The organism is Clostridiales bacterium (assembly GCA_017569285.1).
GTDB lineage: Bacteria > Bacillota > Clostridia > Christensenellales > Aristaeellaceae > Aristaeella.
In genome coordinates this window covers 2,394,862-2,414,081 of sequence record CP069419.1, presented here as the reverse complement: position 1 = coordinate 2,414,081, position 19,220 = coordinate 2,394,862, and the positions used below count along the sequence as shown (strand labels likewise).

The window sequence follows — 19,220 nt, the reverse complement described above, 5'->3', positions numbered from 1 at the left end:
TATTTCCCCGGCCGGCGCTCTGTACGAGCGCCGGCCTTTTGTGATCGTCCGCATTGTCACCCTAAAAGCGACCCATACAGGAGCGTATACTCGGTCAGGTTATCCTGCCCAGGGTCCCGGGCGCCGGTGTCCCCGCCGCGCAGCAGGAACATGCTTCCGATGCCCTTTCCTCCCCGCAGGTAGCGGAAGGGATACAGCAGGTCCAGCGGGAATCCGCTGCTGACCACCATGGGAACCTGGTTTGCCAGCAAAGTGGCGGCGGCGTGGTCAAAGATGGAAACCACCCACCGTCCGGCCGCCGCCAGATACCGGATTTCGATCCGCGCGTGGAGCGGGGTGCCATCCGGTGCCACGTCAGTGGTAAACACCTGGTACGGGTCATTCGTCAGCGGCAGCACGGAATACGAAAGCTGCTTGGTCATTTTTCGCTTCTCCTTTTCAGATCACGTACAGTACCTTCCCGGCCTCCAGCACGCCCGCGGAAGCCAGTTTCCGCTCCAGCGTGCTGCCGGCGGACAGGGCGGCATACCCGGTGATGATCCCGGCGGATGCGGCGGTGCCGACGGTGACGGCGCTCATCACCACAGCGGCCTCCAGCTTTTCCGGCGGGGCGGCGGAGCCGGTGTTCCGCGGGGTGGAGGCATTGTCGTCCGCCTTCGTTTCGCCCAGGACTGCCAGCGGGATGTATTCCGTAAAGGTCAGCTCCCCGCTCCAGCCGTCCGGGATTTCGGCGTTGTGCACCGCGGAGATTTCGGAAAGCAGCATATCGCTGTATGCCTTCTGCGGGGTGACCACCTCGCACAGCATCCGGTCCCGCTTCACCGTATACAGGATTTCCAGCATCCGGGCGGACCAGCCGGCCGCTTCGTGCGCCGCGTCCGTCTCGATCACGGAAAGGGTCACCCGGTCCGGCTCGTTCTTCGCGCCGTTCACAAAGGAGGCCGCCTCTGTGATATCCGCCTTGTCGAAAATCTTCAGGCGGATCTGGTGGGAGATCTCCGTCACCCCGGTAAAGTGCAGGCTCGTTCCCTGCCCCTTGATGATGATATATGCTCCGGAACGGGCCATGTTACGCCTCCTGCAGGGTGCGGAGCAGGTGCTGCTCCGCGGTGTTGTAGATGGAACGGCCCACGGCCTCCGGGTCCGCGGAGGTGGCTTCCACCCGGATGTTCACCGGGGCGGAAACGTTGCGGGTGGTCGTGTTCTGCGTCACCCGCGGGGCCGCGGCGTCCGCGGCGCCGGAAAGCAGCGCGGGGATGCCGGCAAACAGCGCGGCGCTTTCCGCCGGGGCGGCCGGGGACCCGCCTGTTTGGATTGTTCCGGCCGGGGGCGTTTCCGGGGCTGCGGCCGGGGCATATGCCGCCGGCGCCGCGCCGGCGGGAATCCCCGCCCCATATGTTTCCACCCGCACCGGCAGCGTCAGCCCCGCCCCCGCCAGCATAGACCGGGCCCGGGAGATGGCCGCGGACACCGCCGAAACGATGCCCGATCCGTCCGCGGAAAGGCGCAGCTGCTTTTTCGCGCCGGTGACGAAGGTCTCCAGCTGCTTTCCGGCTTCCGCAAAGTCCAGGCCCACCGGGAAAGTCCCGCCGATGCCGGGGGTTTCCCCCGCCGCCTCCGGCTGCGGGAAGGGCAGGATCCCTTCCAGGTCCTCCGCCATCGGGCGGATGAATCCTTCCATGGCATTCCTGGCTGCGTCAAAGGCGTCCGCGAGCTTTCCTGCCAGCTCCCGGTTGTTTTCCAGGATCCGTTCCAGGCGGTTGACCCCGCCCTCGTCGATGTCCACGGCAAAGGATGCCAGGAATTCCTGGGGCATATGTTTTTCCTCCTTTTTTAATACAGAAAAAAAGATGACCTCCCTGTCAAAACATGGTATGATACATCTGTTGGATGATTTTCATTGTTTTGAAAGGAGACTGAACATGAAGAAGATTTTTGCGCTGCTGCTGGCCCTGTGCCTGCTGCTCTCTGTCGTTCCCGTCCTGGCCGAGGATTTCAGCGGCCTGTGGCATGTGGTCCTGGCCGAAGTCGACCTGGGATCTTTCCAGCTCAATGAGGACGGAACCGTGCATGCCAACCTCATCGGCACAGGCGAAGTGGACGGCGAATGGTCCGCGGAAGGCGAAACCGTCACCATCTCCCTCGAGGGGGAGGCGCTCGACTTCGCCTGGGACGGAACCATGCTTTTCAGCCCTGAGCTGATGTTCCCGGTCATCCGGGAGGAAGGCCGGGTACCCAACGAGATCATCTCCGCCTATTTCAGCGGGGAGGAATACGAGCTGCCGGAAGGCATGACCAAGGAAGACGTGGAAACCGTCGGGAAGAACTTCTATGCGGAATACCAGCGGCTCATGGCGGAAAAGGCCGCCGCTGAAGCGCAGGCCTCTGCCGCCGCCGGCAATACCGTGGATATCATCTCGGAAAACCATTACGTCGTCGAGAGCTACAACGGCTACCGCGCCGTATGGCTCGCCAAGGTCATCAACATGAACCAGAACCCCGTGTATATCCGCAGCGGCAGCCTGCAGGTAAAGGATGCGGAAGGCAGCCTGGTGGGAAGCGCCACCTACCTTTCCAACCGCGGTTCCTATTACCTCGAGCCCGGTGAAACCACCTTCGTTTCCATGGAAGCGGACATTCCCGAAAATATCGAAGTCACCTGCGAACGGGCCCTGGAGGTCTCCCCGAATCCCTACCGGAAGGATTTCGCACTCACCGCCGCAGATTCCGATTTCACCTTCGGTGAAGGCGATTACGCCACTTCCTGGATGCAGACCACGGTCACCAATCAGACCGAAAACCCCGCTACTCCCCAGGTAATCTTCTGCCTTGAGGATGCGGAAGGCACGCCCTGGCTGGTGGAGGAAACCTCCCTGTACCGCCATGAGCTCACCTCCGGCAGCTCCCTCATCATGAAGCAGAACCTGGACGACCGCTTTGTGAAGATGCTCAACGAAAAGGGCGTCGAAATCACCACCATCGAAGCGTACGCCTGGTGCGAAATTGAAGACTGATTATATTCCATGAACCATCCGGGCCCGGGCAGCTGCTGCCCGGGCCCGGCGGCCATCTGCAAGGAGCACAGAAGAAATGGATATCACCCTCGCGCTGTTGCTGTTCTCGTTCATCATCCTGCTGTACTGGGTGATTACGGAAGTATTCACCTTCATCTTCCGCCTCACCGGGCTTCCAGCGGAGAAGGCCCGCTTCCAGGTGATTTCCCTGCTGACGGGCTGCGGCTTCACCACCCGGGAGAGCGAGATGATCCTCTCCTCCCGCCGGCGCCGCCGCCTGGCCCGGATCACGATGCTCTTCGGCTACGTGTTCAATGTCACCATCGTATCCGCGTTCATCAACGTGTTCCTGTCCATGAAGCTGGTCCAGGTCGGGTATGAATTCCTCAGCCTGCTGATCCCCCTGGCCGCCGTCGCGGTCATCTTCATCTTCATGCGCGTGCCGAAGATCCATGCCTGGGGCGACAATCTCCTCCGCCGTACCGCGGATCGGATCTTCGACCGGCAGGAAACCTTCAACGCCGTCATGCTGGTGGACTACATCGGCTCCGAATCCATCGCCCAGGTGACCATCCGCCATATTCCGGATGAATACCGCGGCCTCACCCTGGCCGAAACCAAGCTGCGCGCGGATACCGGCATCTCCGTGATGCTGGTGGAGCGCAACGGCGGGAAGCCGGAAGCGCCCCACGCGGACACGGTGTTCGAACCCGGTGACAAACTCACCGTCTTCGGGGATTACCAGACCATCTGCAAAACCTTCCATGCCCGCGAGCACTTCGCGGACGACTGATGCGTGCTTATTCCGGGCGCGCCGCTTCGGCGGCGCGCTTTTCGTTTTCCCGCCGCACGAGGATCAGCTCTGCGGCGTCCAGCAGGTCGTCCAGGGTGTAGGTCCCGTCCCACATTTCGTGCTGACGCCACAGTCCCGCGGAAACCGGCAGGAACAGGAATTCGTTCAGGTTCGGGGCGCGGAAGGGGGTGTATCCGGGGCCGGCGGCCGGGAGCTCCGGCCGCCTTCGCCGAAAAAACCCTCCAGCGTCCAGGCCACCTCCTCCATCGCCAGCTTCAGGCAGGTCATGGCGTCATGCTCCAGGTCCGGCCAGCCCCAGCTCTCTCCCTGCATCACGCGCTGGTATCCCGCCGGAAGCAGCACCTCCGTGTGGTTCAGGCACGCGGTCATCAGGCTCCGCAGGTCCCCGGCGTCCAGGGCGGCGAAGGCGGCGGAAACCGCCTGTTCCGCTCCCCCGTTCCCCGCCGGGGTTTTCGCCAGCATGCGCAGGAGCTCGGCGCCGGAGAAGGCGTCGAGCTTCGTCAGCCGGAAGTCGGTCGGGTTTCCGTCAATGGGGATCTGAATGTTCTTTGTGATATTTCTCATGTCATTTCCTCCGTGCGATCGCCGTTACCCATTCTCACTTCGTCTTCGACTCGTGACAATGGACGGCTGTAGCATTGGTGGCGTTACCTGCTCTGACTTCGCTTTGCTCGTCAGTCGCAGACGCTCACCGCATTACGACTCACTTATTGTCGCCGCCAGGAAGGTGTAGGCGATGTTCCCGGCGGTGCGGTCGAATACGCGGTCCGGCGCCTTCTGCAGGGAGACGCCGGTGGCGGAGATCGTGTTCCCGCCCACGGTATCCTGGATCGTCAGCACGCCCAGGGCGATGCGGGAAGGGTTCTGCAGGGAACGCGCCCAGCGCGCCCATTTCCGCAGGAACCAGTCCGCCACGGAGCCCTGCGGCACCTCCAGGGTGATCGTCCCGTTGGTGCTCTTCAGCCGGTTCACGATCACATAGCCGTCCGCGGTGGTGGTGTGGGACGAAAGATCCCCGGCCGCGGAAACCGTGATCTTCCCCAGCCCGGATTCATGCAGGCTGCACTGCCCGATATCCTCGTGGTAAATCACCGCCTTGATATCCGGGAAAGAATAAACGTTATACATGAGGCCGAACCTCCTTTTTTGCGAGTCGAAAAGAATTCCTGCATGCAGGAATATCAATAGTATGACGCAGAATATAATTGGGAATAGTAGAACTACTATCTTTTGAAATTGTCGGCCAGGACATTCGGGATTTGTGGGGATGCAGAGATGAAGAAATATGCAATGCCGGTCGTTATGCTGGCTGTATTTGAAGCAGTCGCAATCACATTATGGCTGACAAAGGGCAATCTGTTCTATCTGTTCAATTTCAGCTATATCGGCATATCCGTTTCACTGGGTGTCTTCCTGTTTATCAAAAAATATAAGCATGCCCGGCGCATTGTTCAGCTGCTTGTCGGTCTGTACATGCTTGTTTATCTCGGACTGATCTGCAATGAAAACATGCAGATTGAGGGATTCTGGTACTATCTCTTCACAGGTGTATTTGAGGCGGCAACGATCCATTATGCCGTGGCAAAGATATTCGGGCCGCTGATCTTCGGACGCGGATGGTGCGGATACGCCTGCTGGACAGCCATGGTACTGGATTTCCTGCCTTATAAAGTACCAAAGCATCCGCGAAAGCAGCTGGGCTGGATCAGATATATAACCTTTGCCGCCGCACTCATCTTTGTTGCGTCATTGTTCCTTGCGCATGTTGGGAACATCGGGAGGATTATGTTCTGGGCGTTCATCATTGGCAATATCCTGTATTATGCGACAGGGATTATCCTCGCATTTGTATTTCGGGACAACCGTGCGTTTTGCAAATATATCTGTCCGATTACAGTATTCCTGAAGCCGATGAGTTATTATTCCCTGTTCCGTGTGAAATGTGATAAGGAAAAGTGTATTGCATGCGGTAAATGCAAACGCGTATGCCCGATGAATGTAGACGTGACTGATAATTCCAGGAAACGTGAAAATGGAACAGAATGCATCTTATGCATGGAGTGCGTGAAGAACTGCCCTAAAGGCGCTTTATGACGATTCCCTGAATTGGGGATACCCGCTGGAAAAGAATCTCAGAAGATATATTTTGAGTTATGTGGACATCGACAAATCGCAATTTGTCGAGATATCGATAAATCTCGGGATTTCTCTTAGAGATAATTGATGGACGAGAATTACCAGAATATATGACAATGAATAAGGGGAAGATATGTGGCTGATCATGGCGGCTTTGTCCGCGCTCTTTGCCGGACTTACGGCGATACTTGCGAAATGCGGGATCAAAAAGACTGATTCAGACGTGGCGACTGCTCTGCGGACGGTCGTTGTACTCCTTTTTGCCTGGATCATGGTGTTTATCGTTGGCTCTGCCGGAACGATCACGGAAATATCGGCAAAATCTATCCTCTTCTTAATTCTGTCCGGCCTTGCGACAGGAGCCTCGTGGATCTGCTATTTTAAAGCCCTGTCCGTCGGCGATGTGAACAAGGTCGTTCCCGTCGATAAATCCAGCACGGTTCTGACAGTGCTTCTCGCAATCATCCTTTTCAGTGAGACAGAACATCTGGCGGTCAAGCTGATCGGTACTGCGCTTCTTGCGGCAGGCGTGTTTCTGATGATCGAAAAGAAGAAAACTGAAGCAAAGGACACAAAGCGCACGTGGCTGCCCTACGCAATCGGTTCCGCTGTTTTTGCTGCCCTGACCTCTATTCTGGGAAAGATTGGCATAACGGATGTAGAATCAAATCTCGGGACGGCGATTCGTACAGGTGTTGTTCTTGTTATGGCTTGGCTGATCGTCTTCGTTAAAGGCAAAGGTGCTGAACTGAAAAATACTGATTCCAAAGAACTTGTATTCATAGCTCTGTCCGGGATTGCCACAGGCGCATCTTGGCTCTGTTACTATTACTCCATACAGAACGGCGTCGTCAGCGTTGTCGTACCGATCGATAAGCTCAGCATTATCGTTTCCGTCGCTTTTTCCTATTTCGTATTCAAAGAAAAGTTGAGCAGAAAGGCGCTTGCCGGGTTGATTCTGATCGTTGTCGGCACTTTGGCGATGGCAATCTGGGCATAGGAAACAAATAACGGCAAATTCCAGTTTGCCGGAATACCTGTTGATAAGAAATTTCGGAAGTTAATCATTCAAAGCCCAGCCCCAAAGTTCACCAAACGCATACCGCCGGTCCGAATGAACCGGCGGTCTTTTCATGCTCACACCTGCACATTCACGTTGATTACCACAGACTCCAGGCTCCCGGCCAGCGTCAGCGCCGCCTGGATCGGCATGGCTTTATGCGCCTGCCGGTCCGCGTCCGGCTGGTTGTCATAGGAATCCGCCCAGAGGGCAAAGCCGTTTTCCAGCACATCCCCCGGCTGGATGCCGCCGAGTGCGGCTCCCCTCCATTGAGCGGACGCCAGCACGCCCCGGGCGGTATATCCCGCCAGGATCCCGGAGAACCGGTTGATGAAAATCGCGGTGGAATCATCCGTCTGCGGCAGCTTCCCGGTGTTCTGCGCCAGCAGGGAAACCGCAGCGGACTGCAGGTCCGCGGCAATCATATCCATATACAGGATCTCGTCATACCGGTATCCGGAGGGCGTACTCCCCTTCTCCAGCAGATGGAAGGAATAGTTCCGGGTCACATACACATTCCCGCCCAGTTCCTGGATGGCGTCAATCTGCGTCTGCGTCAGTTCAGAGGGAACCATTCCGTAAACCGTCTTGTAACACAGGGCAAATGCGGATCCCGGATTCGCCAGCTGCAGGCCCATGGCGGTGCCCATCACAGCCGCCGCGTCGGAAAGCGCGGAGGCATAGGTCGCAACCGTCCGCTTCGAGGACCGGTCATGCAGGGTATGCAGCAGGCTGCTGTCCGCCGCAGCCTGCGCCGGGGTTCCGGACAGCTGCAGGAACAGCATGCAGGGCTTTTCTCCGGCAGAGACCGCCGCTTCCAGCGCGAGGATCCGCTCATCCGTCTCCGCGGCCCCCAGGGCGACTCCATAAAAATCCGCGGTCTCATTCAGGACCGCGGCCAAAGCCTGTGCCGGCGTCTCCGAGGACGGATAGCACGAAACAAGCAGTTTTCCCGGCGCCGGGGATGCGGCAAAGTATTTCACCGCGGATTTATAGGCTTCCGTGGTTGCGGCAAATCCATCCGCAATAAGTCCGGCCGCGGCGTCCGTTCCGGAAGTGTAAGCCTTCAGGCGTCTCGCGGCGGTAAAATTACTGTCCTTCACCAGCAAAAGGCCGGTATCAAAAACAGACGGGGCGGCGGTAGTCCGGGCCGCATTCACCACAACCCGGGCAATGGTATCAATACTCAACATGAGGACGAACCTCCTTTTTTGCGAGTCGAAGACGAAGTGAAAAAGGTTTGGAGAGTCCCATGTTACAGCCGTCTGTCGTTTCGAGCGAAAAGCGAAGAAAGGACAGATAACGGCGATCACATGAGGACGAACCTCCTTTTTTAAACCTCCAAAAGAATCCCTGCATGCAGGAATTCCACTGGTATGATGCAGAATTATTGTGGTAACAGTACAACTGCAAACTTTTGAGTTGGGTGACCGTCAACAATCGGAACTTGTGATGCCAACTGCTGAGGGGGAACAGAAAATGAAAAAAACAATGGTTCTTGTGCTTTGTTTCATTATGCTTTTGCCTTTTGTCGCCGCCATTGCGGAAACGTCCGGTGAAACCGCCGGCCATGAAGGGAAAGGGAAAATTGTGGTCCTGGCCACAGGTGGAACAATTGCCGGTATCGGAGAAGAGGGAAAAACAGCCGGATATATACCCGGTGTATTGACAGCTGAAGAACTGCTGCTCGCTGTGCCTGATCTGGAAAAAGTGGCCCAGATCGAAGCAATTCAGATCTGCAACGTCAACTCCGATGACATCACAGCGGAAATCTGGCTTGCGCTTGCCGGTAAAATCAATGAGCTTGCAGCCGATCCTGCTGTCAAAGGCTTCGTCATCACCCATGGAACGGATACCATGGAAGAAACGGCATATTTCCTGAACCTTACGGTGAAGACGGATAAGCCGGTTGTACTGACTGGTTCCATGCGTCCTGCCACATCCATCTCGGCAGACGGGCCGATGAATCTGTATGAGGCGGTTTGCGTTGCCGCATCGGATGCTGCGGTCGGAAAAGGCGTGCTCATCGTTTTCTCTGATCGGATTTATGCCGCGCGTTCCGTAACAAAAACCAGCACTTACAGTGTCATGGCAGTTTCAGCCGGTGAAATGGGAGCGATGGGAATTGTCCGCGACGGAACCGTTTATCTGTACGACAGCCCGTCAAAGGCGCATACAACCGAAACGGAGTTTGATATAATGGGTTTGTCAGATCTTCCCAAAGTTTCGATCCTTTACTTTTCTGTAGATGCAGATCCGGAGCTTCTGCGTTATGCTGCCGGGCATTCGGACGGTCTGGTCATTGCCGGCGCCGGCGCGGGTGAATTCAGTGAAAAGTGGATCGAAATCATCTCGGAGCTTTCAATCCCCGTTGTCATCAGTTCCCGAATCGATGATGGCGTGATCACAAAAGACAATCTGCTGTGCAGGAATACTGTGGCTGCAAACAATCTTTCCCCGCAGAAGGCAGCAATTCTCCTGAGGCTGGCGCTGACCGGGGAAGTAAACCAGGAATACCTGGAGAAGCTGTTCCTGCAATACTGATGATTTGTGATAAGGATCATATGGACTCGGCTGAATCCATCATCAATCATGGCGGGATCTTTGAAAACAAATTCATGAATTCAGGCGGATAAAAATGAGGGGAGATGTATTCTGGTGAAAAAGCTGATTTCTGTTCTGCTGATGGCCGCGCTGCTTTGCATCGTATGCTGCTCAGTTGCCGGGGAAAAAGAACAGCCGGAGATCCTGGCGGTCTATTCCTGCCCGGAGGCACAGATCATCACCGGGAATGATCAGTCCAAAGAGCTGGCCGATACCGTAATCTTTCTGTATCAGGATCATTCCTACGTCCAGTATGTGGAACATGAAAAACGGTATGAGATTTACAGCAAAGGAACATTTGAAGTCAATTTTGACTGGACGGAGCCGGGCTGGCAGGATAAGGCACCGCATATCCTCACAATTCACGCTGAGCAGATCCATACCGATGATCATCAGACAGAAGCGGCTGATCTCACTTATGATGTAAACCTGGATCGGGCAATGGAATATTGCCTGTACCCGGACAATACCAATCCGGTTCAGCAGCTTACCGCTGCGTTTATGCAGGTGGACAAGCAAAAGCTGGTCAGGGCGGACGGCAGCGAGACCTATCTTCCCACCCTCTGGTTTTACTATGACGATGGGTCGTTCCGGCAGTTTGCGGTTGCGGAAGGAAACGAAAACGTGCTGTTCAGCTGCGGGAACTATACCGTGACGGACGGCGTGTTCACAGATGAATCGGTGCTCACGATCCACCGGACACAGAAATACCAGGATGGCATCGGCCTGGCGGATTACAATTCCACCCATGATTATCTGATCGGTGATCTGGACTTTATCCGCGTCTATCCGAAGATGGATATCAGCCATTGATCACCGCCTCCCGGCCAACAAAAACGGACCCGTCACACATTGTGACGAGTCCGGAAGCATTGCCGGATCTGATTAGTTATGGCTGGCTGAAGTAGTCGATGCGGATGGACGGAAGAACCCGGACGCGGCACATAAACTCCTGCGCGAATGTATAATAGGTCTCCGTTTTGTTCTCCGAGAAGGTGATCTGGGTCACATACAGCTTGCTGACTTTGTTGACAAGGGATGAATAGCCGTGCTCTTTCAGCCAGGCTTTGATTCCTTCTTTTGCCTTCTTCTCAAGTTCCTTGTCCACATCGTTGACAGTAGGTTCATTGATATGTGACAGCTTCTTTCCGTTTCCTCCGCCCCAGGGTCTGGTTTCCAGCCTGGCCAGCTTCCCGTTCTGGTCAAAATCGACGCTGTACGTCCAGTCAAACGATTTGGTGTCCCTGGACTCGTAGAAGGTTAACCGGTAATAATCATACCGAAGCCCGCTGGTTCCCCTCGGAGCATAGAAATGGGTGATATAGTTCAGTCCCTCTGTGCTGAACCCTCCATTCTTCAGCTCCTGCCGGGCTTTCTGCTCCAGGGCGCCCCAGTCGCAGCCCTCCGGCGGACTGATCTCCGCTACCTGGCCGGCGGATATATCCACATAGGTACTGCTGCTGTTGCTGGCCTCCCTGCTCATGCGCCTGGCCTGCACCTTCGCCAGCTTTGTACGGGTCTTTGTTCCGGCCAGGCCGTCGGCTTTCAGTCCGTATGCGCTCTGGAAAGCCCGGACGGCTGCTTCCGTCTGGTCGCCGAATGTGCCGTCCGCTGTGCCTTCGAGATAACCGAGGTCGATCAGCGCCTGCTGTAGTACGCGGACTTCCTCCCCGCTGCATCCGTTGTAGAGGGTGGAAGGGTTCTTCACGCCGGCTGGGCGCGCCGCCGGGGCTGTTACCGGTGCGGCAGCCGGTGCCGTCGCTGGTGCTGCAACCGGTGCCGCGGCAGGAGCTGCTGTCGGAGCCGCTGCCGGGGCTGCAGCAGCCGTCTCCGCCGCGGGGGCTTTCGTTCCCAGTGCGGCCAGGGTTCTCTTCCCTGCCAGGCCATCCGCTGTCATTCCGTTTTTCCACTGGAATCTCCGGACCGCTTTTTCGGTTTTGTTGCCGAAAATGCCGTCCGCCGTGCCTTCCAGGTAGCCCAGGTCAATCAGCTTCTGCTGCAGGGCTTTTACTTCCTCCCCGGTGGATCCGTTGTAAAGGGTGGAAGGATCCAGTGCCAGCGCCGGCACCGTCATGGCCATGCACAGGCAAATGGCCAGAAGGGAAATCATCAGCTTTCTTCCGAATCCAAATCGTTTCATCTTACCGTCCTCCTCCGGTATCCGGTTCCCGGCTGTTCACTCTCCAATGAACCGCCTGTTTCTGTTATCCGGATTATAGCATTTTGTTACAAAATTGTAAACACTTTTCATCTATTTTTAATCTTTTTATTTCACATTTCTGTAATATTTTTGCATTCATTTCATCTATATAGAATCATATTACATCTGCACATTTACGCTGATCACCGCGGATTCCAGGCTCCCGTCCAGCGCCGGCAGCAGGCCGGAAAAACCTTTTTTCCTTTCTCCCTTTCAGTTTCCTCCTTCCGGCGGTATAATCATGTGCATATGGATCACCGCGTGTGCCGGGCAGGCAGCCTGCCGGCCCGCGGATTACGGAACGGAGGCGGGATCATGCGCAGGTACAGGCGGCAGGTGCTGGTGCTCATGGGAATCCTCCTCGTTGCGCTGACCGCTGCCCGCCTGCTGGCCGGAAACGCTTTCCGGGCTTCTGTCCCGTGGCCCGGTTCTCCCGGGGATCCCCTGCCCGATGTGCAGGTGGAGGAAACGGAAAATGCCCGCATCGAGAACCTGTCCCTGGAAAACGGCATTCTCACATTTGACGTTGTTCCGCTGAATCACGGCTCTGCCACCGTTGCCGTTCCGGGCCCGGACGGCGAGATTATCGATACGCTGTATCTGTCCGTCTCCCGCACCGGCACCGTCTCCAGCCTGGAAACCGGCGAATTCCCCGGCGACCTGGCGGTGATGGCGCTCATCGCCCTGTTCCTGTTCCTCATCAGCGCCATGATGCTCCACGGCTTCCTCACCGCGAAGGGACCAGAGCTCTATTCCTATTCCACGATGTTCTACATCGGCTTCTTCTTTTTCGCGCTGATCACGGGAATCACCGTAGCCGGTGCCGCCCTGGGCCATATGATCCGGCCGGGTTCATATTCCATGCGGTACGTCTATTCGTCCATCGGCAGTTCCGCGGCGTTTTTCCTCACCCTGAGTTTCCCGCTGCTCCTCGCCTTTTCGCTGGCCCTCGCCGTCAGCAATATCGCGCTGCTGCGCCATAACCGGCCCCGGTTTCAGAATGTCCTGGGCCTGCTCATCAGCGTGCTGATCATCGGCGGGGATTCCTTCTGTATCTGGCTGGCCTATATCCGGGATTTTTCCGGTTCCCTCCTGGAATACCGGATTGACAACACCGTCCGCAACGTCTGCTGCGCGGCCTTTGTCTACTTTGAGTGCATCCTGGCCGGCGCGGTCATCTGCGGAATCCGGGCCGCCCGGCACCGGGTCCCTCCGGGCCGGGAGGTCATCATCGTCCTGGGCTGCTGGTTCCGGCCGGACGGCACGCTGCCGCCGCTGCTCCGCGGCCGGGCGGACCGGGCAGTCGAATACTGGCAGGACACCCTCGAGCAAACCGGCCGTGAGGCGTACATCATCCCCTCCGGCGGACAGGGAATGGATGAGCCCATGCCGGAGGCCGAAGCCCTCCGGGCATATCTCATCCGCCGGGGCATTCCGGAAAACCGGATCCTCCCGGAAACAAAGTCCACCAGCACTTTCCAGAACCTGCTCTTCTCCCGCCGCATCATGGCGGAAAACAGCCTGCCCCTCCGCTGTGTCTTTGCCACCACGAACTACCATGTGTTCCGCAGCGGTATGTGGGCGGCCCGGGCCGGCCTGGACGCGGAAGGCATCAGCAGCCGCACCAGATGGTGGTTCTGGCCCAATGCCTTCATGCGGGAATGTATCGGCCTCATCGCCAGCCGCTGGAAGCAGGAGCTGGTCCTGCTCATCGGCCTCACGGCATTCTTCGCGTTCCTGTCCATGACCCTCATCGGATAATCCTTCCGTTCTTTCCTGCAGGCCGCCGTCCGCGTGACGGCGGCCTGTATTTATGCTTGACTCTTTTCAATTAATTGGTACAATATAAACAGTACATTCCAAGCGTGAAATATGCGTTTTTTCAAATCGAAACACGAAAGGATGATCCATATGAAAAAGTTCATAAGCGTCTTGATTGCAGCCGTACTTCTTGTGCTGGCGGTTTCCGTGGCTGTGTCCGAAAGCCAGGGAACCACCATGTACGTCAAAACCCCGAACGGAAAAGCCCTGAACGTCCGTTCCAGCATGAGCTCAGCGGATGACAGCAATGTCATCGGCTCCCTGCGCTACGGCTCCAAGGTCATCACCTACGGCGGCAAAGACGGCTGGCTGATGATCGACTACGGCAACGCCACCGGATACATCATGGCCAAATACCTGGTCAAGGAAAAGCCCGCTCCCTATGACGGCTCCTCCGGCGGCTCCGGTGCGAAGAAAGCAGGATCCTTCAACGTCAAGGAAGCAACCAACGTCGCCCAGCTGAACTCACTGGCCGCTTCCGCGAAGTTCGTCACCCCCTACTCTGTCACCGTTCACCCCACCACATCCAAAGGTTCGGTGTATGTCCGCTGGTTCCCCACCAAGAATGCGGAAACCCTGCTGACCCTCGGCGACGGCTATGAACTCACCGTCATTGCCGAGCTGACCGACTGGTACCAGGTCTCCGATCCGGCATCCGGAAAAGTCGGATTCGTGTATTACACCTACGTCAAGTAACCTGATTGATCATGGAAGGCCGTCCCGCCGGGGACGGCCTTTTTCGTTCCGTGTTCATCGGCGCCTGATGATCACCGCCGGCGCCGCCGCGATCCCGTACCGCCGCCCTGCGCGCGCCAGCGTTTCCCGGATCCGCAGCGGAATCACCAGGTCTGCCCGCAGGCGGATCATCCCGCCGGCTTCCTCCTGCAGCAGCACCGGCATCGGGGGCCGGGGCACCGGAAAGATTCCGGCTTCGCGCAGGATGCGGCGGGGATACCCGCTGCCGTCCAGGTACAGGAAGGCGCGGATCCGCCGGGCGTTCCATTCGCTCCCCGGCCCATAACATACCAGCACCAGCCGGTACGGCATAAAGGATGTCACCGCGGGAACCGCGGTTCCCGCTTCCGGGTTCTCCGCCGCGGTCACCGCGTATCCGGCGTCCGGGGCGTTCTCCGGCAGCAGGTCATAGTAAATCACGTTTTCGCTCCGCGGCATCCGCGGCGGGTTTTCTCCCTCCGGCATCACCGGTCGGATCATTCCGGAAGCCTCCCGGGATTCCGGCGTCATCTCCAGGCAGGCGCACAGGGCGCGGTATACGGCGCGGCGGATTTCATCTGTCATAGCATTTCCCTCCCGGCTGTTTTCAGCCCTGGCCGTCCTGTTCCGTCTCCACGGCCGCCGCCCGGAAGAACCGGAACGGCGACCAGTCCTGCAGGCTCACCAGCTTCCATATTTTCCCGCCCCAGGCGATCCGGTCGGCGCCGGTCCAGGCGTCCCCGCCGCTGTTTTCACCCAGCGAAAGCGGAAACACGGTATAGATCACAATATGCGTTTCATGGCGCTCCTCCTCCGGGAGGAGTTTCAGCGTTTCCGCCCTGCCGGGCTGAATGCAGCCGGACGCGGAAAACACCTGCGTGGTTTCCACGGTGGTCCCCTGCGAAATCCGGTACGCCGGGCGGATCACCCGGAAAGGGGTGCTGCCCAGCTCCGGATCCGAAAGCGCCCGGGTGATATCCGTCATGGGTTCTCCTTTCACCTTTCGGTTATTTCATAGTCAAAGTCGTCGTACAGCTCCCCGGTGTCATAAAGGGGTTTGCTGAACCCCTTTCCCTCCACATGCACCGGCTTCTTGGATGTAAAATTCCGGATCCATCCGCCTTCCACGGTCAGCGGCGCGTTGGGCGGCGGGACGCCGGCGTCAATATACGCCCGGATGGCGTCCGCGCCGGCCTCCCCGGCCTTTTCCAGGGCGGCCTGAACCGCTTGCCGATCTCCCGCGTTGGCGGCGGATGCCGCTTCCCGAAGTTCCCGGCCGACGGCCTCCCGGGCTTTGTCCGCGCTGAGCGCCGGAAGAATAACCGGGCGCGCGGGAATATGCGCGCCCGGGGCCCCGTGCTCATGCAGCGCCATGAGCCAGCGGCTCCTTTCGGAAGCACTTGACGTGAGGCCGACGTCCACCTTGGTCCTGTTTAAAAAACGGATGCATTCCAGCCGCTTCCGCGCCTGGCCCGCATCCTCGGTAAATGTGAGCTTCATGGAATATACCTCGTGCCGGGATACAGCCGCATCAGGCCCAGCAGCTGGATTCCCCAGGCGGTTTCCGCAAGGTCCGCAAAGCACCCGGCCTGTCCGGCGGAAGCGTTTTCCGCGTAGGTCACGGAAACCTCGCCCACCTTCCGGGAGGCAATCCGCTGCAGGGCGGTTTTCCCTGCCGCGGCAGCCGCCTGCGGCCCGGCGCCGCTCTCCGGCTGCGCCAGGGTATACAGGGTCAGCCGGTGCGCCGTGTATAGGCGCCGGGCTTCCTCCGCATCCTCCGGCTCCATGCCGGCAAACAGGCCGTTAGCCCGGGAAACCGTCTCCCGCAGCACAAAGGCCGGGATGAAGGATTCAAACTGCGGATACCAGGAGAGGAAGGAAGCTTCCGTCATTTTGCCTCACCGTTCTCCGCGGCAGGAACCTCCACAGCGGGAACTTCCGCTCCCGGGGCAGCCTTTCCCCGGCCTTTGCGGACCGGGGCATCCGGCTTCTCCGCCTCCGCCTTTTTACCGGAAGCGTCCGTTCCCTGCGCGGGGTCGTTTTCCAGCAGTTTCTTCCGTTTCTCGGTCACGGCGGCTTCCAGGGACCCGTCCCGGATCAGCAGCCGGAACAGCGGGTCCTCCCGGATCTCCTCCGGGGCCTCCGTAAAGAGGTTGCGCAGGGCGGGCGTCACCGTGAACATGGTTTCGCCTTTCGCGTTGTGAAACTGGGCACATACACGGGAAAGAATCATCATGGTGGATTGCCTCCTTTAAAACATTGGTCTTGTAAATTTGAACGTAAAAAAGTATACTTTTTACATGGAGAAAAAAGCCCGGTTACATATGGAGGATGGAGATCATGGAGAAACTGCGGAGAATTATCCCGGTATTGTTGGTTCTTGTTTTGGTGCTTGGGATTATGATTGTGCCGGCATCAGCGGATTGTCCTGTCGTAGATGGTACCTGCCCTTGCTGCGGTTCAACCAATATAACTCTTGATGTTGTAACAACACCTGAAGATGATGTTATAACAGATTTCAAGTGCTTTTCCTGCTGTTATGAATTCATATATTTTCTGGGCACCGACTCTTATAATGAGGCTGGTATTTGTACATGGGAATGGTGCATTGACAAAGAAAACGGGAATCATTATCAGTATTGTAGCAAATGTACATACAAGAAAAATGAAGGACCCCATTTCTTAAAAAACTGCACCCGGATTGAAGGGACCGATACCCATCAGGGTACCTGTACCGTCTGCGGTGCGGAAGTCATCATGAAGTGTTCCGGGGGTTCCGCCAGCTGCATATCCGAAGCCGTATGCGAATTCTGCGGCCAGAAATACGGGGATAAAAATCCGGCACTCCATGACATCCAATATCATGAGGCAAAACCTGCCACCTGCACCGAAGACGGAAATAATGAATACTGGTCCTGTGCGGATTGCGGGGCTTTCTTCGGCGACTCAGACGGGGTAACCACGATTGAAGAGGATTCCTGGATCATCGAGGCCAAAGGCCATCAGTGGAAACCCTGGGTTCCCCAGGAAGACGGAAAAACCCATAAGCATGTATGCTCCGTTGAAGGATGCGGGGAAACGGAAACCACACCCCATGAATGGGGCGAATGGCTGTCCGTGGATCCGTACAGCCATCAGCGCAACTGCACTATGTGCGGAGCTTTCGAATCAGAAGGCCATCAATATGAAAATGGCATATGCACAGTCTGCGAACGGAAATGCACCCATGAAGGCGGAAAAGCCACCTGTGTCGCCAAAGCCGTATGCGACCTCTGCGGTCTGGAATACGGGAACTTCGATCTGACGAACCATGACCTGGAACATCATGACGCAAAGCCCGCCACCTGTACAGAGATCGGCTGGGATGCCTACGACACCTGCAAACGCGAGGGCTGCGATTACTCCACCTACGAGGAAATTGATAAGCTGGGCCACGACCTGGAACACCACGACGCAAAGCCTGCCACCTGCACCGAAGAGGGCTGGCCGGCTTATGACACCTGCAAGCGCGAGGGCTGCGATTACACCACCCTGCTGGTAAAGCAGGCAAAGCTGGGTCATGACCTCGTACACCACGAAGCGAGAGCTGCCACCTGTACCGAACCCGGCTGGGATGCCTACGACACCTGCTCCCGCTGCGATTATTCCACCTACAAGGAAATCCCGGCGCTGGGCCATGACCTGGTAAAGCATGACGCGAAGGCAGCCACCTGCACCGAAGCTGGCTGGGACGCCTACGACTCCTGCTCCCGCTGCGATTACTCCACCTTCAAGGAAATCCCGGCGCTTGGACATGATATCGAACACCATGCTGCAAAGCCCGCCACCTGCACCGAAGACGGCTGGCCGGCTTACGACACCTGCAAGCGCGAGGGATGCAATTACACCACCCTGCTGATCATGCAGGCCAGGCTGGGCCATGACCTCACACATCACGAGGGAAAAGCTGCCACCTGCACCGAAGCCGGCTGGGAAGCATACGATACCTGCAAACGTGAAGGCTGCGACTACACCACCTACAAGGAAATCCCGGCGCTGGGTCATGACCTCACACATCATGAGGGAAAGGCAGCCACCTGCACCGAAGCCGGCTGGGATGCCTATGATACCTGCTCCCGGTGCAGCTACACCACCTACAGGGAAATCGCAGCGCCGGGCCATACCCCGGGAGAGCCGGTCGTAACAGCCCGGGAGGAACCTCAGGTCGGCAAAGCCGGCTTCGAGGAAACGATAATCTGCTGCACAGTCTGCGGTTTGGAGCTGGAGTACCGTTATAATCAACTGCCTGCCCTGCCGGAACCGGTACCGGTTCCGGACACGAAAGAAGAAGGCACCGGCAAGCCGGATGCTGAAATCGTCATCGCGCCGAAAAAATCGGTACTCCGGATCATCCAGCCGGTATTCCTTGAAGAAGAACAGGAACTGGAGCATTCTGTCATTCATCAGATTTTCAGCGATGACAGCGGAGTCTATTTCCAGACAGAACCCGATTCGGTTTTACCGAATATTCCGCCTTATGCCTTAAAACTGATCGAGGCAAAGGTCTGGAGACTGGAAAAATTTTCTGACCTTGCAGACCGGGTCAGCCTGGATTATACCGGCAGTCAGGAATTCCCTCTGAACCTTGATCTGATTATGATCCTGGTATACCGTGATGATGCCGGAGAACATTGGGAAGTGCTGAAAAAACCAACCAGGCTGATCGGAAACCGGCTGCGTGCCGAGGTGGACGCGTCGCTCGTGAGAAAGCTGCAGTCCCGCTCATTCGCAATCATCGTCCTGGCCGACAACGGAAGCAGATAAAAAGGATTCATGAAGATGGCAGGGGATAACTCCCCTGCCATCTTTTTTACCCTT

General features: G+C 57.3%; 21 protein-coding genes. 9 read left to right on the top strand and 12 right to left on the bottom strand.

Annotated features, from left to right (window positions below; translation table 11 throughout):
- Positions 1-56: 56 nt before the first annotated feature.
- The 3 genes from JNO48_10435 to JNO48_10425 are packed head-to-tail and all read right to left on the bottom strand — an operon-like array spanning position 57 to position 1,816.
- Entirely contained in the window at positions 57-422 is a 366-nt protein-coding gene (locus tag JNO48_10435) for a hypothetical protein (protein QTE67610.1), read from the bottom strand.
- A gap of 16 nt (positions 423-438) precedes the next feature.
- Positions 439-1,068 (bottom strand): hypothetical protein, encoded by a 630-nt coding sequence (locus tag JNO48_10430; protein ID QTE67609.1) that lies wholly within the window; start codon positions 1,066-1,068, stop codon positions 439-441.
- A 1-nt stretch (position 1,069) separates the two neighbouring features.
- On the bottom strand, positions 1,070-1,816 hold the full coding sequence (locus JNO48_10425; protein ID QTE67608.1) for a hypothetical protein: 747 nt from the start codon (positions 1,814-1,816) through the stop codon (positions 1,070-1,072).
- A 106-nt stretch (positions 1,817-1,922) separates the two neighbouring features.
- On the opposite strand from JNO48_10425, the gene JNO48_10420 reads away from it, so the two are divergent.
- On the top strand, positions 1,923-3,014 hold the full coding sequence (locus tag JNO48_10420) for a hypothetical protein (protein ID QTE67607.1): 1,092 nt from the start codon (positions 1,923-1,925) through the stop codon (positions 3,012-3,014).
- Between the two features lie 76 nt (positions 3,015-3,090).
- Complete coding sequence (locus tag JNO48_10415) at positions 3,091-3,807, top strand: TrkA C-terminal domain-containing protein (protein ID QTE67606.1); 717 nt, start codon at positions 3,091-3,093, stop codon at positions 3,805-3,807.
- A gap of 165 nt (positions 3,808-3,972) precedes the next feature.
- On the opposite strand, the gene JNO48_10410 is transcribed toward JNO48_10415, so the two are convergent.
- Together JNO48_10410 and JNO48_10405 are read right to left on the bottom strand one after the other, a co-directional pair.
- Positions 3,973-4,392, bottom strand: coding sequence for a hypothetical protein (locus JNO48_10410; protein QTE67605.1), 420 nt, complete (start codon positions 4,390-4,392; stop codon positions 3,973-3,975).
- Positions 4,393-4,524: 132 nt separating this feature from the next.
- Positions 4,525-4,956 carry a DUF3277 family protein gene (locus JNO48_10405; GenBank protein QTE67604.1) on the bottom strand — a complete coding sequence of 144 codons (432 nt, stop codon included), beginning with the start codon at positions 4,954-4,956 and terminating at the stop codon, positions 4,525-4,527.
- A 147-nt stretch (positions 4,957-5,103) separates the two neighbouring features.
- Here JNO48_10405 and JNO48_10400 point away from each other — a divergent pair, with 147 nt between their 5' ends.
- Both JNO48_10400 and JNO48_10395 read left to right on the top strand, forming a co-directional pair.
- Positions 5,104-5,922, top strand: a complete 819-nt coding sequence (locus JNO48_10400) for a 4Fe-4S binding protein (GenBank protein QTE67603.1) — start codon at positions 5,104-5,106, stop codon at positions 5,920-5,922.
- Between the two features lie 175 nt (positions 5,923-6,097).
- Positions 6,098-6,964 (top strand): EamA family transporter, encoded by an 867-nt coding sequence (locus JNO48_10395; protein ID QTE67602.1) that lies wholly within the window; start codon positions 6,098-6,100, stop codon positions 6,962-6,964.
- Positions 6,965-7,101: 137 nt separating this feature from the next.
- Here JNO48_10395 and JNO48_10390 read toward each other — a convergent pair whose 3' ends face one another.
- Positions 7,102-8,217, bottom strand: a complete 1,116-nt coding sequence (locus tag JNO48_10390) for a DUF3383 family protein (GenBank protein ID QTE67601.1) — start codon at positions 8,215-8,217, stop codon at positions 7,102-7,104.
- Positions 8,218-8,539: 322 nt separating this feature from the next.
- On the opposite strand from JNO48_10390, the gene JNO48_10385 reads away from it, so the two are divergent.
- Together JNO48_10385 and JNO48_10380 are read left to right on the top strand one after the other, a co-directional pair.
- Positions 8,540-9,568 carry an asparaginase gene (locus JNO48_10385; GenBank protein ID QTE69747.1) on the top strand — a complete coding sequence of 343 codons (1,029 nt, stop codon included), beginning with the start codon at positions 8,540-8,542 and terminating at the stop codon, positions 9,566-9,568.
- A 114-nt stretch (positions 9,569-9,682) separates the two neighbouring features.
- Positions 9,683-10,441 (top strand): hypothetical protein, encoded by a 759-nt coding sequence (locus tag JNO48_10380; protein ID QTE67600.1) that lies wholly within the window; start codon positions 9,683-9,685, stop codon positions 10,439-10,441.
- A 76-nt stretch (positions 10,442-10,517) separates the two neighbouring features.
- On the opposite strand, the gene JNO48_10375 is transcribed toward JNO48_10380, so the two are convergent.
- Positions 10,518-11,525: a peptidoglycan-binding protein gene (locus JNO48_10375; GenBank protein ID QTE69746.1), complete on the bottom strand. Its 1,008-nt coding sequence runs from the start codon at positions 11,523-11,525 to the stop codon at positions 10,518-10,520.
- 618 nt (positions 11,526-12,143) lie between these two features.
- Between JNO48_10375 and JNO48_10370 the strand changes: the two genes are divergently transcribed.
- Together JNO48_10370 and JNO48_10365 are read left to right on the top strand one after the other, a co-directional pair.
- Positions 12,144-13,589 carry a YdcF family protein gene (locus JNO48_10370; GenBank protein ID QTE67599.1) on the top strand — a complete coding sequence of 482 codons (1,446 nt, stop codon included), beginning with the start codon at positions 12,144-12,146 and terminating at the stop codon, positions 13,587-13,589.
- A 150-nt stretch (positions 13,590-13,739) separates the two neighbouring features.
- The gene (locus JNO48_10365; protein ID QTE67598.1) at positions 13,740-14,345 is read left to right on the top strand and encodes an SH3 domain-containing protein; all 606 of its coding nucleotides are present in this window, start codon (positions 13,740-13,742) and stop codon (positions 14,343-14,345) included.
- A 54-nt stretch (positions 14,346-14,399) separates the two neighbouring features.
- Here the strand turns inward: JNO48_10365 and JNO48_10360 are convergent, their stop codons facing one another.
- The 5 genes from JNO48_10360 to JNO48_10340 are packed head-to-tail and all read right to left on the bottom strand — an operon-like array spanning position 14,400 to position 16,599.
- Entirely contained in the window at positions 14,400-14,948 is a 549-nt protein-coding gene (locus JNO48_10360; protein ID QTE67597.1) for a hypothetical protein, read from the bottom strand.
- Between the two features lie 22 nt (positions 14,949-14,970).
- Positions 14,971-15,348: a hypothetical protein gene (locus tag JNO48_10355; protein ID QTE67596.1), complete on the bottom strand. Its 378-nt coding sequence runs from the start codon at positions 15,346-15,348 to the stop codon at positions 14,971-14,973.
- A gap of 11 nt (positions 15,349-15,359) precedes the next feature.
- Positions 15,360-15,863 carry a hypothetical protein gene (locus JNO48_10350; GenBank protein ID QTE67595.1) on the bottom strand — a complete coding sequence of 168 codons (504 nt, stop codon included), beginning with the start codon at positions 15,861-15,863 and terminating at the stop codon, positions 15,360-15,362.
- Positions 15,860-16,255: a DUF4054 domain-containing protein gene (locus tag JNO48_10345; protein QTE67594.1), complete on the bottom strand. Its 396-nt coding sequence runs from the start codon at positions 16,253-16,255 to the stop codon at positions 15,860-15,862. Before JNO48_10345 ends, JNO48_10350 begins: the two co-directional genes overlap by 4 nt.
- On the bottom strand, positions 16,252-16,599 hold the full coding sequence (locus JNO48_10340; protein QTE67593.1) for a hypothetical protein: 348 nt from the start codon (positions 16,597-16,599) through the stop codon (positions 16,252-16,254). The genes JNO48_10345 and JNO48_10340 overlap by 4 nt, the downstream gene beginning before the upstream one ends.
- 521 nt (positions 16,600-17,120) lie before the next feature.
- Between JNO48_10340 and JNO48_10335 the strand changes: the two genes are divergently transcribed.
- Complete coding sequence (locus JNO48_10335) at positions 17,121-19,166, top strand: hypothetical protein (GenBank protein ID QTE67592.1); 2,046 nt, start codon at positions 17,121-17,123, stop codon at positions 19,164-19,166.
- Positions 19,167-19,220: the final 54 nt, after the last annotated feature.

Bases quoted from the DNA above. Each gene is read 5' to 3' on its own strand.
- JNO48_10435 (QTE67610.1), bottom strand. From the start codon at position 422: ATGACCAAGCAGCTTTCGTATTCCGTGCTGCCGCTGACGAATGACCCG.
- JNO48_10430 (QTE67609.1), bottom strand. From the start codon at position 1,068: ATGGCCCGTTCCGGAGCATATATCATCATCAAGGGGCAGGGAACGAGC.
- JNO48_10425 (QTE67608.1), bottom strand. From the start codon at position 1,816: ATGCCCCAGGAATTCCTGGCATCCTTTGCCGTGGACATCGACGAGGGC.
- JNO48_10420 (QTE67607.1), top strand. From the start codon at position 1,923: ATGAAGAAGATTTTTGCGCTGCTGCTGGCCCTGTGCCTGCTGCTCTCT.
- JNO48_10415 (QTE67606.1), top strand. From the start codon at position 3,091: ATGGATATCACCCTCGCGCTGTTGCTGTTCTCGTTCATCATCCTGCTG.
- JNO48_10410 (QTE67605.1), bottom strand. From the start codon at position 4,392: ATGAGAAATATCACAAAGAACATTCAGATCCCCATTGACGGAAACCCG.
- JNO48_10405 (QTE67604.1), bottom strand. From the start codon at position 4,956: ATGTATAACGTTTATTCTTTCCCGGATATCAAGGCGGTGATTTACCAC.
- JNO48_10400 (QTE67603.1), top strand. From the start codon at position 5,104: ATGAAGAAATATGCAATGCCGGTCGTTATGCTGGCTGTATTTGAAGCA.
- JNO48_10395 (QTE67602.1), top strand. From the start codon at position 6,098: ATGTGGCTGATCATGGCGGCTTTGTCCGCGCTCTTTGCCGGACTTACG.
- JNO48_10390 (QTE67601.1), bottom strand. From the start codon at position 8,217: ATGTTGAGTATTGATACCATTGCCCGGGTTGTGGTGAATGCGGCCCGG.
- JNO48_10385 (QTE69747.1), top strand. From the start codon at position 8,540: ATGCTTTTGCCTTTTGTCGCCGCCATTGCGGAAACGTCCGGTGAAACC.
- JNO48_10375 (QTE69746.1), bottom strand. From the start codon at position 11,525: ATGACAGCGGATGGCCTGGCAGGGAAGAGAACCCTGGCCGCACTGGGA.
- JNO48_10370 (QTE67599.1), top strand. From the start codon at position 12,144: ATGCGCAGGTACAGGCGGCAGGTGCTGGTGCTCATGGGAATCCTCCTC.
- JNO48_10365 (QTE67598.1), top strand. From the start codon at position 13,740: ATGAAAAAGTTCATAAGCGTCTTGATTGCAGCCGTACTTCTTGTGCTG.
- JNO48_10360 (QTE67597.1), bottom strand. From the start codon at position 14,948: ATGACAGATGAAATCCGCCGCGCCGTATACCGCGCCCTGTGCGCCTGC.
- JNO48_10355 (QTE67596.1), bottom strand. From the start codon at position 15,348: ATGACGGATATCACCCGGGCGCTTTCGGATCCGGAGCTGGGCAGCACC.
- JNO48_10350 (QTE67595.1), bottom strand. From the start codon at position 15,863: ATGAAGCTCACATTTACCGAGGATGCGGGCCAGGCGCGGAAGCGGCTG.
- JNO48_10345 (QTE67594.1), bottom strand. From the start codon at position 16,255: ATGACGGAAGCTTCCTTCCTCTCCTGGTATCCGCAGTTTGAATCCTTC.
- JNO48_10340 (QTE67593.1), bottom strand. From the start codon at position 16,599: ATGATGATTCTTTCCCGTGTATGTGCCCAGTTTCACAACGCGAAAGGC.
- JNO48_10335 (QTE67592.1), top strand. From the start codon at position 17,121: ATGAAGTGTTCCGGGGGTTCCGCCAGCTGCATATCCGAAGCCGTATGC.